This is a genomic window from Mesorhizobium sp. WSM3866 (assembly GCF_002294795.1).
Classification (GTDB): Bacteria; Pseudomonadota; Alphaproteobacteria; order Rhizobiales; family Rhizobiaceae; genus Mesorhizobium.
Map to the genome: position 1 here is coordinate 297190 of NZ_NSGC01000003.1, position 13192 is coordinate 310381.

General features: G+C 63.0%; 14 protein-coding genes. 7 read left to right on the top strand and 7 right to left on the bottom strand.

The annotated features are described in order from the left end of the window. Position 1 precedes the first annotated feature (1 nt). Positions 2-190, bottom strand: a complete 189-nt coding sequence (locus tag CK222_RS09470) for a hypothetical protein (RefSeq protein WP_095800164.1) — start codon at positions 188-190, stop codon at positions 2-4. A gap of 187 nt (positions 191-377) precedes the next feature. Between CK222_RS09470 and CK222_RS09475 the strand changes: the two genes are divergently transcribed. Then, entirely contained in the window at positions 378-1376 is a 999-nt protein-coding gene (locus CK222_RS09475; protein WP_095800165.1) for a DUF2336 domain-containing protein, read from the top strand. A 60-nt stretch (positions 1377-1436) separates the two neighbouring features. Here CK222_RS09475 and CK222_RS09480 read toward each other — a convergent pair whose 3' ends face one another. Continuing rightward, the gene (locus CK222_RS09480) at positions 1437-1784 is read right to left on the bottom strand and encodes a DUF1491 family protein (protein WP_067320924.1); all 348 of its coding nucleotides are present in this window, start codon (positions 1782-1784) and stop codon (positions 1437-1439) included. A 151-nt stretch (positions 1785-1935) separates the two neighbouring features. Here CK222_RS09480 and CK222_RS09485 point away from each other — a divergent pair, with 151 nt between their 5' ends. Together CK222_RS09485 and CK222_RS09490 are read left to right on the top strand one after the other, a co-directional pair. After that, the gene (locus CK222_RS09485) at positions 1936-2196 is read left to right on the top strand and encodes a type II toxin-antitoxin system ParD family antitoxin (protein ID WP_176477604.1); all 261 of its coding nucleotides are present in this window, start codon (positions 1936-1938) and stop codon (positions 2194-2196) included. After that, a complete protein-coding gene (locus CK222_RS09490; RefSeq protein WP_095800167.1) occupies positions 2189-2479 on the top strand; it encodes a type II toxin-antitoxin system RelE/ParE family toxin in 291 nt (96 codons plus the stop codon). Before CK222_RS09485 ends, CK222_RS09490 begins: the two co-directional genes overlap by 8 nt. Positions 2480-2504: 25 nt before the next feature. Here the strand turns inward: CK222_RS09490 and CK222_RS09495 are convergent, their stop codons facing one another. Both CK222_RS09495 and CK222_RS09500 read right to left on the bottom strand, forming a co-directional pair. Further along, on the bottom strand, positions 2505-3287 hold the full coding sequence (locus CK222_RS09495) for a peptidoglycan-binding protein (protein ID WP_095800168.1): 783 nt from the start codon (positions 3285-3287) through the stop codon (positions 2505-2507). Further along, on the bottom strand, positions 3262-5004 hold the full coding sequence (locus CK222_RS09500; RefSeq protein ID WP_095800169.1) for a PAS domain-containing sensor histidine kinase: 1743 nt from the start codon (positions 5002-5004) through the stop codon (positions 3262-3264). Before CK222_RS09500 ends, CK222_RS09495 begins: the two co-directional genes overlap by 26 nt. Positions 5005-5536: 532 nt before the next feature. Between CK222_RS09500 and CK222_RS09505 the strand changes: the two genes are divergently transcribed. Next, positions 5537-5929: a DUF5330 domain-containing protein gene (locus tag CK222_RS09505; RefSeq protein WP_095800170.1), complete on the top strand. Its 393-nt coding sequence runs from the start codon at positions 5537-5539 to the stop codon at positions 5927-5929. Positions 5930-6038: 109 nt separating this feature from the next. Beyond that, positions 6039-6467, top strand: coding sequence for a SufE family protein (locus CK222_RS09510; protein ID WP_066997661.1), 429 nt, complete (start codon positions 6039-6041; stop codon positions 6465-6467). Between the two features lie 126 nt (positions 6468-6593). On the opposite strand, the gene CK222_RS09515 is transcribed toward CK222_RS09510, so the two are convergent. Further along, the gene (locus CK222_RS09515) at positions 6594-7022 is read right to left on the bottom strand and encodes a MucR family transcriptional regulator (protein ID WP_067320912.1); all 429 of its coding nucleotides are present in this window, start codon (positions 7020-7022) and stop codon (positions 6594-6596) included. Between the two features lie 411 nt (positions 7023-7433). After that, on the bottom strand, positions 7434-7802 hold the full coding sequence (locus CK222_RS09520; RefSeq protein WP_095800171.1) for a hypothetical protein: 369 nt from the start codon (positions 7800-7802) through the stop codon (positions 7434-7436). Positions 7803-7922: 120 nt separating this feature from the next. Here CK222_RS09520 and CK222_RS09525 point away from each other — a divergent pair, with 120 nt between their 5' ends. Both CK222_RS09525 and CK222_RS09530 read left to right on the top strand, forming a co-directional pair. Further along, positions 7923-10022 carry a S9 family peptidase gene (locus CK222_RS09525; protein ID WP_095800172.1) on the top strand — a complete coding sequence of 700 codons (2100 nt, stop codon included), beginning with the start codon at positions 7923-7925 and terminating at the stop codon, positions 10020-10022. Positions 10023-10122: 100 nt separating this feature from the next. Beyond that, positions 10123-10512: an SET domain-containing protein-lysine N-methyltransferase gene (locus CK222_RS09530; protein WP_066998147.1), complete on the top strand. Its 390-nt coding sequence runs from the start codon at positions 10123-10125 to the stop codon at positions 10510-10512. A gap of 25 nt (positions 10513-10537) precedes the next feature. Here CK222_RS09530 and CK222_RS09535 read toward each other — a convergent pair whose 3' ends face one another. Next, positions 10538-13132, bottom strand: coding sequence for an AMP-binding protein (locus CK222_RS09535; protein ID WP_095800173.1), 2595 nt, complete (start codon positions 13130-13132; stop codon positions 10538-10540). Positions 13133-13192 lie beyond the last annotated feature (60 nt).

A 13192-nucleotide genomic window follows, 5' to 3' on the forward strand; every position in this document is an offset into this window, starting at 1 on the left:
CTCAGTGGTGCGGCACTAGTGGCCGTGGCGACCCAGGCTTGTTCGGGCCGTCCGGACGCGCCCCGCCGACCTGCGGCTGTGGCTCATAGCGGACGCCGGGGAAGATGATGACAGCCGCTGCCGTGTCGGTGTCGTGGGTTACTCGATTGACGGGTGCCGCTCGCGGCACGAAAGACAAGACCATGCCCATGGTTCGCGTATTCCTCTCGGTTTGACCGGAGCACAACGCAACGCCTCCAAAGTCGATTAAGGCGGGCAGAGGGTTAACGGAGCGCTAACGGATCGCGGCTAATTTGATGTTTGTTCCCTGGAGACGCGAAACCGGCCCGGCCGGAGGCGCGGGGCCGGGTCTGTGTCGAGTATCGGGCGTATCCTCCGTGTCTTCTTCGGATTTCAGGCACATCGCTATCCGGACCGAAGCGGGAAAAGCCGAAAGGCTGTTCCGCGCCGCCGTGTCGGCCTTCTGCTCGCTGACGCGCCCGTCGCGGCGCGAAATCGCCCAACTCGAGGATCTGACGCTGCCGCTGTTCGACGAAGTGTCGGTCGAATCGCGCCGCTATGTCGCCGCCGCCCTTTCCGAATGCGAATATGCGCCGGCCGCGTTGGTGCGGCGGCTGGCCGAGGAGCCGGTCGAGATCGCGGCGCCGCTGCTTACCCGCTCGGACGCGCTGAGCGACATCGACCTCATCGCGCTGATCGGCCGCCATGGCCTGCCGCACGCGCGCGCAATCGCTCGCCGCAAGGAACTCAACGCAACCATCGCCCACCTGATCCGCGCGCTGGAGAAGCCGACGCTGGTCAACACGCGGCCGCCGGAGACGGTCACGAAGCTCGCGCCGGTGAAACCGGCGCCAGCTTCCGCAACAGAAGACAACCGCCCGGATCCCGGCGTGCCTGAGGAAAACGCGCGGCGACGCCTGCGCTCGATGATGCGGCCCGCCGGCGAAAGTGCCGCTGTCAACCTGTTCCTCGGACAGCCGACTTATCTGAAGCTGCGCGAGACGGCGCTGACGGGCAACCTTGCTTTCTTCCAGACAGCGCTTGCCGATGCGCTCGACATCGATTTTGCCACAGCCCGCTCAATCACAGAGCAATCGGGCTACGCAGCGCTGCTTGCGGCGCTCAAGGCGCTCGACCTAAGCGAAGACAGGGCCTTCCTGATCGCGGTCGCGGTCCATCCCGGCGAGTTTCCGCATCCCCAGGCAATCCGTCTGTTCCTCGACCGCTATCGGCTGCTGCATCGCGAGGCAGCGCTCGACAAGGTGCGGGCCTGGAAAGCCGAAACGCTGTCTCGGGCGATCCGCGGCAATGCCATCGAGACAGGGCGCCACGCATCGAACAGCGATGACAAGGCCGCCGGCCGCAAGGCGTCCTGACCCAATTCCAGGGAAGTGCACAGCGTTTCCGTGGCCGGTCGGGACGCCGGGCCGCCGCCTCTATTCCGCCTTCACGGACACAAGCTCCTCGACCGGAACGGAGCCGGCCTCGATCTCGACCACCCAGATGTCGGGATCGAATCTCTTTTCCTTTTCCAGCCTTGCATCGAATGCCGAGCTATCGTCGCCAGAATCGAGCAAGGTGAAGAAGCGCTCGTCGGGCTTGGCCGAATCGTAGCTCGTTTGCGGCGCCGGTCCGTACAGAGCCACTTCGCCGAGCCGGTCGCGCGACAACACGAAGACGGCGCCGGCCTCGGTCGCGCCGCGCTTGACCACGGCAGCAAAACCGCCGGCGGTGAAGACACGGCGCAGAAGGGCCGATACCCACAGATCGGTAGTCACGCGCATGGCAGGGTTCCGGATGGCATGCCGACCTTTTTAGCGAGATTCCCGCGTGTTCGCGAGCGGCCAGGATGTCAAGAACGGAACATCCGCTTCTAACAAATCTTGTTGAAATTTATTAGAGGCGTTAAAAACAATAACCATGAAAACTCAAGCCATGCGTACTCTCACCATATCCCTCACACCGAAGCAGGCCGCGCGTCTGCAGGACGCGGTGGACAGCGGCAGCTATGCTTCGAATAGCGAAATCGTCAGGGAAGCCCTCAGGCTGTGGGAACACCGCGAGGAACTTCGCGCCCTGGAACTGGCACAGCTAAAGCAAGCTTATGAAGAAGGCATGGCGAGCGGTAAGGGCCAAGAGGTTGACCGCGCCGCCTTTCTGCGTGCTCTGAAGGCCGAGCGCGCCGGACGTGGCTAACTATCGACTTACTCCTCGCGCGCAACGGGATCTAAGCGAGATTTGGGAACATATCGCGGCTGACAGCGAAAGAGCTGCTGACAGGCTCGTGGGACGCATTTTCGACAAGCTGGAACTCGCTTGCAGCCATGCCAGTATAGGTGTCGCTCGGCCCGAGTTGAGCGACACAGCCCGTGTTCTGGTGGAAGGCCGATATATCGTTATTTACGAACCGACGAGCTACGGCATTCTAGTTGTGGCAATAGTCCACGGGATGCGAAACCCCGAACATTGGCTCGAATGAACCGACGCCCGATGCCGCCGCTCCCTCAGTTTGTCAGGCCGATCTCGCGCATCTTGGCATAGACCACTTCGTCCGGCTCACCGGTTTCGGGCAGGCCGAACAGCGCCTGGAACTCCTTGATCGCAGACTTGGTCCGGGCGCCTACGACGCCGTCGAGCTGCATATCGTCATTGCCGAAGGCCTTCAGGCCAGCCTGGATCTTGACGATGCGGGCGTCGGGGGCCTGCGCTGCGCCGTTGGCCGGAGAGGAGACCGGAATGGCCGCCGGTCCGGCGGCCTGGGCCGCAGCCCTGTCGGCCGGTCTCGGGGCCGGATGCGGAATGGCCGCAGTCGTTTGCCTGGCGCCAAGCTGATCGAGCAGCGCGCCGTCGACATCGCCGGAGGCGGGCAGCCCGACCTTGAGCTGATAGGCCTGGATAGCCTTGCGCGTGGCTGGGCCCGTGAGGCCGTCGACGGTGCCGTCGTAGAAATTGAGGTCCTTCAATATGCCCTGCACCTGCTGGACGACCGGATCGGGCTTGGGAGCGGGCTGCGCCTGCCGCACGATGTTGATGGTGGTCTCCGGCTCATCCGAGACGGCATGCGGGAAATTCTCGATGCTCCTGGTGGCGAAGAAGGCGCCCGTGTGCGGAAAAGGCTGGTACCAGAGCGCGTTGGCCGAAACGTAGAAGAGCGTCACCAGGAAGGCGGTCGAGCCGCCGACCAGAACCGGATTGCGCGAGATCATCTGGCCGACCGCCGCAGCGCTCTCGGCAAGCAAGCCGCGCTCGGGTTCGACCACTTTAGGCCGTCTTGCGGAGCGAGCCATTGCTGTCCCCATTTGCATCCCCCTTCGGCTTTGCAATCGGCACCGGCAGCACGTCGGCCGGCGCGCCCGAGCGCCGCTTCGGTCCATTCACCGGCAGGCTGATCGTCACCGTCGTGCCTTCGCCCGGGGCGCTCTCGATCGACATCGTGCCCTCATGCAGCGCCACCAGCCCCTTGACCAGCGACAGGCCGAGCCCGGTTCCCTCGAAGCGGCGCGTATAGCCGTTCTGGATCTGCATGAACGGCTTGCCGAGATTGGCCATATCCTCTTCGGCGATGCCGATGCCGGTGTCGCTCACCCAGAAATGCAGCCGCGAGCCGACCCGCTTGGCGCCGATCACCACGCTGCCGCCGTCAGGCGTGAACTTTAAGGCGTTCGAAACGAGATTGATCAGGATCTGCTGCACGGCGCGGCGATCGGCATTGATCTCGCCGGCGTCAGGCGCGATCTGCGCGCCGAGCGCGATGCTCTTGGCCTCCGCCAGCGGCCGCATCATCGAGCGACACATGTCGGCGGCATCGGCGAAGCGGAACGGCTCGAGCTCGGTGGCATAGGCGCCTGCCTCTATGCGCGAGACATCGAGGATTGAGGTGACGACGGACAAAAGATGCTGGCCGGACTCCCTGACCAGGGCGACATATTCCTTCTGGCGCGGATCGCGGAAGGCGCCGAACATCTCGTGCAGCAGCATGTCGGAGAAGCCGATGATGGCATTGAGCGGCGTGCGCAACTCGTGGCTGACCACCGCCAGGAAACGCCCCTTAGCCACTTCGGCGGCAGCCGCAGCCTCCCTCGCCGTGGCAAGCTCTTCGCGGAGCGCAGCGACCTCGTCGTTCTCACGAAGGACGAAGGTCAAGATGTCCTGCTCCCGCGCGCCGCGCAGCAATTCAAGGCGGAACGGGCGGAAATTGTCGGCCGAGCAGCCACCGTCGCGCGGCAAGCGGATGCGCAGGTCGAGCCGGCGCTTCGGCGCGCCGTCGCGCATGTCCGCGAGCGCGGTGAGATAGGCGACGCGATCGGAAAGATGGACGCGCTCGAACAAGCCGGTACCGAGCAGGAGCTCCGGCGCAAGCTTCAGAATGGAACGCGCCTTGGCCGAAGCGTCGAGCACCTCGCCCTGGCGGCCGACGCGCAGCACGACGGCATCGATCGTCTCTTCGAGACGGTCCACCGCAGGCTCCGCCTGACGCGCATCGGCGGGATTGGCGACGGCCGCCGCGCGCGGCAGGAGCGTAAGCGCCCAGGCAAGCGGCAGCAGCCAGTGCCAACCGGCGATCGCAGCCTCGCCGAGCGGCAGGAACTGGTTTGCGAAAGGCTGCAGCAGGATGGCGCCGAATGCCGCCAGCGCGCCCGAAATTGCTGCGCGGCGCGACCCGGCGATCCAGCAAGACTCGACCGGCAAAGCCACTGCAAGCAGCGCGACCGGCGACGCCAGACCACCCGCCGCGGCAATTGCGCCGGCAAGCGCGAGGCCACCCGTCGCCACCGAGGCACGGCCGGCGAGCGTCATGCGGCCGGTGGCGGCAACCAGAAGCGCTGCGAACCAGCACAGACCGAAAGCGCCGAAGATCGCAGCCACTGTAACGGCGGCGCCCAGGCTTGAGGTGACCAGCGTCACCGCCGCACCCGCGGCGAGGAAGGGAGCGGCGAGCATGACGCCGATGAAGCGGCGCTGGCGCTGGCGCTCAGCCTCGTCCGTGACGGTCGGATGAACCATGCGTTCGCAGCCGGCGGCAACCGCGCCAGGCAGAGGAACGTATCTGGCCGTAATCGAACTCAACGCACTCGGACCCGGTCGTGAATTGCCCTGCTTCTGCAGGTGACTCTTGATTGGACTGAAAGTCGCATCCAGCGTTTAAGGAATGGATAAGGCAGGGAAGGCGAGCGCCCCGCCCGCGGCAAATATCGGGACGCCGGCACCCCAAAGCCCGTCGATCTGCCGCCATGGTAAATGGAGCGTTAGCCACAGCCCGGCTCGCCTGGCCTCCCGAAAACCCAGTGCCGATGCTCGCCCCTTCCAAAATTTTTCTTTTGAAACAGCCACATAGATGGTTGTTCTGAAGTTAATTACAGTCGATGAGATTTGAGTTAAATCGGTTGCGAAAATCAATCCTTTCGAACTTATCTAAAATTTGAAGAAAATTCGCGGCTTCGGCGCAAGCCACGCTTCGCGCCTTCGTGCCATTGTCATGTCCATAAAAAGAGATCATGCCGATGGATGCATGATCCGATCACGACGAGGCATCGAGATGGGCTTTCTGATCAGGATGGCTTTCTGGTTTTCGCTGGTGCTCTTGGCGCTGCCGCTCAGCGTCGGCCCCGACGAGGATGGCCGCGAGGCGGTCGGGCCGATCCAGGCGTTGTTTGCGGCGCGCGAGGCGGTCGGCGACATTGCCGGCATCTGCGAGCGCAAGCCGGATGTTTGCGAGACCGGCAAATCGGCCATGCACACCATCACCGTGCGCGCCAAGGAGACAGCCAAGATCGCCGCCGCCATGCTTGATGACCAGCAGTCGGAAAAGACGGCCGCGCCCGCTGCGAAGGTAGCGCAGACGTCTGGCGAGACCACCGGCAGCGTCGCCGAGGACATCGTGCTGCCCGCCAAGGTCAACATTCCGGTGATGCTGACGGCGAAGAACTGAGATTGCTTTCTGGAAATGCTCTAACGCCGCGGGCCCGCCCGACCTCTCGACGCCCGCGGCGTCTTTCTTTTTCCGTGACGTTGCGGCGCCGGGTCACTATATGCGGGCAATGACGACCTCGATCGAAACGATCCGCGACGATTTCTCTCTGCTCGACGAGTGGGAGGACCGCTACCGCTATGTGATCGAGCTTGGCGAGGCGCTGCCTCCGTTTCCCGAGGCGGAACGCACACCGGCCAACAAGGTGCCGGGCTGCGTCAGCCAGGTGTGGCTGACCACCGAGCAGGGAGAAGGCGTCGATCCGGTGGTCAGCTTTCGCGGCGATTCCGACGCCCACATCGTGCGCGGCCTTGTCGCCATCATGCTGGCGCTGTTCTCGGGCCGGCCGGCCAGTGAAATCCAGAACACCGATGCGGAAGTGACGCTGAAAGAGCTCGGCCTCGACGAGCATCTGTCGCCGCAGCGCGCCAACGGCCTTCGCTCAATGGTCAAGCGCATCAAGCGCGACGCCGAAGCCGCCTTGAAGCAAACCGCCTGACTCTGCCCCAAGCCCGGCAACAAGCCGCACTGCGGCGGGTTCACCCGTTCGCAGCAAGACATCCCTGAAATACCTCAAAAACGGCGCCCCGCGGGCGCCGTCGCTTTTGCCGACTTGCGGAAGCTGCTACCGGCGACCCTTGGGCTTGCGGCCGAGGCCCATCTTCTTGGCCAACTGCGAACGGGCGGCTGCGTAGTTGGGAGCAACCATCGGATAGTTGGCGTCCAGGCCCCACTTCTCGCGGTATTCTTCCGGGGTGAGATTGTAATGTGTCATAAGGTGGCGCTTCAGCGACTTGAACTTCTTGCCGTCTTCGAGACAGACGATGTAGTCGTCATGCACGGAGCGCTTCGGGTTGACGGCCGGCTTCTGCTTCTCGGCCGAAGGCTGCTCCGTCGTGCCGCCGACGCGGCCGAGCGCGGCATGGACGTCGGCAATCAGGTTCGGCAGTTCGCCGACCGGCACCGGGTTGTTGCTGACATAGGCCGCGACGACATCGGCAGTCAGCTCGATTAGCGCGTCCCCATTCCTTGAAGGTGTTTCGACGATATCCATTGTGCTCAGGCCCCAACGAGAGTTTGTTTTCTAGACTGCGCCCTTTTTCTGGATCGGGCATCGCGCGAAATTCATGCAGGCAAACCCTGCGATTCGCGTCGCGTCATCTTAATGACCCTGTGCTGCAAGTAAGTCAATTCACCCATTGAATTATATTCGGCGATATTCATCAAATATTGCCGATTCAGCTTCAAAAATTCGTGTGCCGTGTAACTTAGCGAGATTTTTCTGGCCGGACCAGTGCAGCCTGACGTGGCGCCAAGCACGCTTTTACACCTCTGGTCGCGTCAAAACAGGTTCTTTATGCTTGGCTAAACTAATGTTTGGCCGCCCGGTGAGCGAAGAATCCTATGGATCATGGCGCGGACATTCATCCTCACGTCGAACAGCCAAGTCGCCTCGACGAACCTCTCAGTGGGGTTTGATGTACTTGCCGTAGACCCAGCCGGTAACAAAATGACCGTTCTGCGCCGGATCGTGCCAGACCTCGCACCAGCGGTAGCGGATCGCCTGCCGCTGCTTCCAGTGCGGTTGGCCGACAATGTCGAGCAGATCTATCCCGCCCGTGCAACGGCCGGTCATCTGCAAGACAGTGCCATTCGGATAGGCCGCCTGTCTTTGCGATGTGTTTGACGGATACTTGCGCGCGTTGAGCGTGTCGCCGAACGGCACGCCAGCCACTTGCCAGGCCGCGAACACGGTTGCATGAGACTGGCCGGAAAAGGCCAGGACCGCCGAAGCGACAGCGAAAGCCACGGCGGCTCGAACATAGGATTTCATCTTTTCCCCTTTCGACTTACCTTGTGTAGACCACCTTGAACCCCGCCCTTTGAACCGCTGCTGAGCGACGCGTTCATTCGCCATTCAAGCAAATTTCAGGCAATTCCACAGCGAGACGCAATGACCAGAACCTCCGTCTTCCCGACCGCCATCCCGCCGCGGCCCGAGAAACGCCCCATCTTCGACGTTCATCACGGCATCACCCGCACCGACGACTACGCCTGGATGCGGGCCGCCAACTGGCAGGCGATGTTCAGGGACCCTGCACTGCTCGACGGCGCGATCCGCGCTCATCTCGAGGCCGAGAATGCCTACCAGGCAACGCTGATGGCCGACACGGCCGAGCTGCGCCGCAAGCTGTTCGCCGAGATGAAGGGGCGCATCAAGGAGGACGACTCCACCGTGCCGATGAAGGACGGTCCCTACGCCTATGGCTCGTCGTTCAAGCTCGGCGGCGAGCAACCGCGCTACTTCCGGACGCCGCGTGATGGCGGCATTGAGGAGATCCTGCTCGACGGCGATGCGGAAGCCGAAGGCAAGCCCTATTTCCGTCTTGGCGGATTCGACCATTCGGCTGACCATCGCAAGCTGCTCTGGGCTTTCGACGACAAGGGCTCGGAGTTCTTCGCGCTGCGCGTGCGAGACATTGCCAGCGGAAAGGAACTCACCGATCAGATTCCGGATACAGGTGGCGGCGGCGTGTGGAATGCCGGAGACGACGGCTTTTTCTACACCCGCCTCGACGACAGCCACCGCCCGTCAAAAGTGTTCTTCCACGCGCTTGGCGACAATCCGGAGAACGATCGGCTGATTTACGAAGAGACGGATGCCGGCTTCTTCATGGACGTCAGTGGCACGCGTTCCAACGACTGGATCATGATCGGCATCAACGATCATGAAACCTCCGAATACCGGCTTCTGCGCGCCGACGAGCCGTTCGCCGAGCCGAAGCTGGTGGCGGCGCGCGAGACCGGCCTGCAATATGACCTGGAGGAAGGTGGTGACGTCTTTTTCATCCTCACCAATGCCGACGGCGCCAAGGACTTCAAGATCATGACCGCGCCGGTCGAAGATCCGGTGCAGGCCAACTGGAAGGAACTGGTGCCGCACGAGCCCGGCCGGCTGATCCTGTCGGTGCTCGGCTTCAGGCACCACATGGTCAGGCTGGAACGCAAGGAGGGCCTGCCGCGCATCGTGGTGCGCGATCGGGCAAACGGCGAGGAGCACCTCATTTCCTTCGACGAGGAGGCCTTCTCGCTCGGCCTTTCCGGCTCCTACGAATACGACACCGAAGTCATGCGCTTCACCTATTCGTCGATGACGACACCGGCACAGGTGTTCGACTACAACATGCGCAGCCGCGAGCGCGTTCTCTTGAAGACGCAGGAGGTGCCATCGGGCCACGATCCGGAGCATTATGTCACGCGCCGGCTGATGGCGCCGGCTGCCGACGGCGAGCTGGTGCCGATCTCGCTGATCCACCATCGCGACACGCCGCTTGATGGCTCGGCGCCCTGCCTGCTCTACGGCTACGGCTCCTATGGCATCACGGTTCCCGCCGCATTCAACACCAATTGCCTGTCGCTGGTCGACCGCGGCTTCGTCTACGCCATTGCCCATGTGCGCGGCGGCAAGGACAAGGGCTACGGCTGGTATGACGACGGCAAGCGTCGGCACAAGATGAACACCTTCACCGATTTCATCGCCTCAGCGCGCCATCTCGTGGCCGAGCGCTACACGTCGCGCGATCGCATCGTCGCGCAGGGCGGCTCGGCCGGCGGCATGCTGATGGGGGCGATCGCCAACATGGCACCCGAAAGCTTCGGCGGCATCGTCGCCGAGGTGCCGTTCGTCGACGTGCTCACCACCATGCTCGACGCCAGCCTGCCGCTGACGCCGCCGGAATGGCCCGAATGGGGCAATCCGATCGCCTCGGCCGAGGACTACGGGACGATCGCTGCCTATTCGCCCTACGACAATGTCGCGGCGCTCGACTATCCGCCGATCCTGGCGCTGGCAGGTCTGACCGACCCACGCGTCACCTATTGGGAGCCGGCCAAATGGGTGGCGCGGCTGCGCGACCGCAAGGCGGGCGACAATCCGGTGCTGTTCAAGATCAACATGGAGTCCGGCCATGCCGGCGCCTCGGGCCGGTTCTCGCGCCTGGAGGAGATCGCGTATATCTACGCCTTTGCGTTGAAAGTGACCGGCAAGGCCTGATTTTTCCCTCGCAATCGCGAGCACCTCGCGCTACGCAATGCGCCTCGTTTTTGGTCGCGGCCGGTTCGGGCCGCGCCATCCGTCATTCGCAGGGTTCGTCATGCTGCTCGTCGACGTCTATCTCGACAAATCGCCCATCCAGGGCATCGGTGTCTTCGCCAAACACCGCATTCCAAAGGGCACGTTGATCTGGAAGCTCGATCCAAGATTCGACCGCCGCATTTCGGTCGACACCTATGAGAACGAAAGCGGCCCGGTGAAGTCCTACCTCGATCGGTACTCCTATCCGGACAGGCGCGACCGGAATTATATCGTCTTCGAGGCGGACGATGCGCGCTACATGAACCATGCCGACGAGCCGAACTGCGACGTCTCCTCGCCGGAGGAAACCTACGCGCTGCGCGACATCGCGCCCGGCGAGGAACTGACCTGCGACTACAACCACTTCTTCGAAAACGGCTTCGATTTTTTGGGCGACCGCCACGCGTAATCGGAGCGACCGCGGTCGAAGCGTCTCACGCCGAGAGCAATTCCGGCAAGCGCTCCATGGCCAATCTGCCGCGCAGGTGTCGAATGGCGGCCAAGGTTTTGCCGGCGATGACGCCTAAAGCGGCGCCGCCGGCGATCGCAAGCAGTTGGAAGCCTGGAGCCGGCAGCCAGCCTGCGACAGGTGCCATCAAAAGCTCCGGGACGAAGCGATGGACCAAGTAGATCGGGAAAGCCGCGACGGCGACCTGCGTAACCGCCCGCCCCACCCCAGCAGGCAGGCGAACACGCGGCAGGTAAAGCAGAGCCGAGAGCGCCGCGAAGATCGTCAAATACTTGACCGTCGTCCCCAGCCAGACCGACTCCCAAAAGGCTAGATACCCCAATACGGCAGTGGCAAATGCGGTCACGAGGAGTTTTCTGGCGGGAGTGTCGGCCAAACCGGCGCACCAGCCGAAGACCGCAAGGTGGAAGACCCAGTAGATCGCGAAGATCTGGCGGCTGCCTAAGTCCACGAACAATGGAACTGCAAAGCGCGCAGCGGCGGCAAACGCCAATAGTCCGATCGAGAAGGCAAAGGGTCGAGCCTGGGCGAGCTTGCGTAGAACCGGAACGGCAAAGGCGAGGGCGAAGACCAACAGCGTCTGCGCATAGGCCTCGATGAACCAGTAGAGATACGGGATCATCTCGTGACGTTCCGGTTCGGCATAGCCGAAGTTGCCGGTAAGGGTCATCGAGGCCCAAGGGATCGCCTGCCAGGCGAGGGAGTAAGCGGCGACTATGAGAAAATAAGGGATCAGGACGCTAATCGCAGGTTTCAGCGCGTGCCGGATCCGACCGGCAAGCAAATGGATCGACTGAAAACGCGCAAGGCTGTAGCCGACAAGCAGCATCATGATGCCGGAGCCGCCCGGGATAGGCCACAGCGTCTCGTGATGCACGACCACCAGCAGGATGGCGAAGGCCCTCAGCACGATATCGACAGGCGTCTCGTTTGCCTGGTCCCGCATGAAAGACCGTTTCGCCGAATAAAGATTTGTCAGGTCTCCAACGCTTAGTCGTTCCCAGCCGTCCGGCAGTTCCAAGCCGAGCCGTTCGAGTTCCAGAGCCAATTGCAAAAAGCGAAGAGAATCTCCGCCGAGCGACACAAAGCTGTCAGCGCGGCCGACCGGAAGCGGATAGAACACGCGGGCATAGGCTCCGGGCACGCCGCCACGTTCGCGGATTTCCGCCCGTCCCAGCAACATCTCGCGTTGCAGGCAGCCATAGTCGATCTTGCCCGAGGCTAGCCTGGGAAGGTCGACACGCGTCGAAACTCGAACCAGATTGGCGGGCAAGCGGCTGACTTCGGCCAGGATACGCTGTGCCCGGCCTGCCGAGCCGGCGCCGGTCACATAGGCTTCTAGGCCTCGATCGTCGCCGAGCACCGCGGCCGCAATGCCCGCCCGCTCCAGGGCCCGCTCCATGATATCGAAGCCGATCCTGAGGCCGGCAATCTTGGCAAAGCGGCTCTTGCGCCCGACGATGCGGAAGAAACCTTGCTCGTCCTGGACGGCAATATCGCCGGTGTTCAGGATCTCGACCTCAGCCCCGCGCGCCAGATCACAACGCTGCTCGGCGTAACCCATCATGACGTTCGGGCCGCGATAGACAAGTTCTCCCGGGATGCCCGAGCGGTTGACCGGCTCCCCCTTGTCGTCGACAAGGCCGAGGCTGCCGCCTGGGATGGCGACGCCGATCCGCTCCTCCCGGTCGGACAGGCTCTCCGGCGGCACGAAGGCGATACGCGCTGTCGCCTCGGTTTGACCATACATGACGAAGAAACGCCCACCCGCGGCGCGCAAATGATCCCTGTACAGGCGGATGACGTCGGGGCTGAGCTGTCCACCCGCCACCGTCATCATGCGCAAACCCTTGAGCTTAGCGTCGCGGAAACGCATCCGTTCCAGGAGTTCGTAGGAATACGGGACGCCGGACAGATTGGTGCAGCCACCGTCGGCGATTATCTGCAGGAAATCGCCGTCCATGGCCGAAACACCGGGGAAGAGGATGCTGCCGCCGGCAATCAGATGCGAATTGAGAACCGACAGTCCGTAGGAATAATGCAGCGGCAGCATGAGAGCGGCCCTGTCGGCGGACGAGAGTTCGAGATAGGTCGTTATCGCGCGCGCATTGGCTTCGAGATTGGCATAGGAGAGCCTGACCGCCTTGGCGGCGCCCGAGCTGCCGGACGTCATCAGCAGCAGCGCGAGATCGGGATGCAGCGGCTCAATGTCCCTCGCGGGCCAAGCTTCCTTCACGAGACGCCAGCGGCCATCGGCTCGGCGATAGGTGAAATCCGGCTGGAAGGCCGCCAGGAAGTCGTCCCAGACCCTTTTGTCGCAAGGCGGCAGCATGGCCACCGCATGACCCGCCCGCAGGGCTCCAAGATAGGCGACGACCGCATGCTCGGAGGGTTCCGCTGAGATAGCGACGAGCTGCTTTCCCTCATCCCCCAGCCGCGTGGCGAAGTGCTGCGCAAGGTCGTCGAGCTCCGCATAAGACAGGCTGCGCCCGTCGGCGAAGAGAAGTGCTGCGCGCTGCTCGCCATGGGCGAATTCAAACACAAGGTCGAGAGAGTGCATGGGCAAGGCTTCGATCCGCCTGGAAACTGGCCGAAGCGCGTATGATACATGACTATTAAA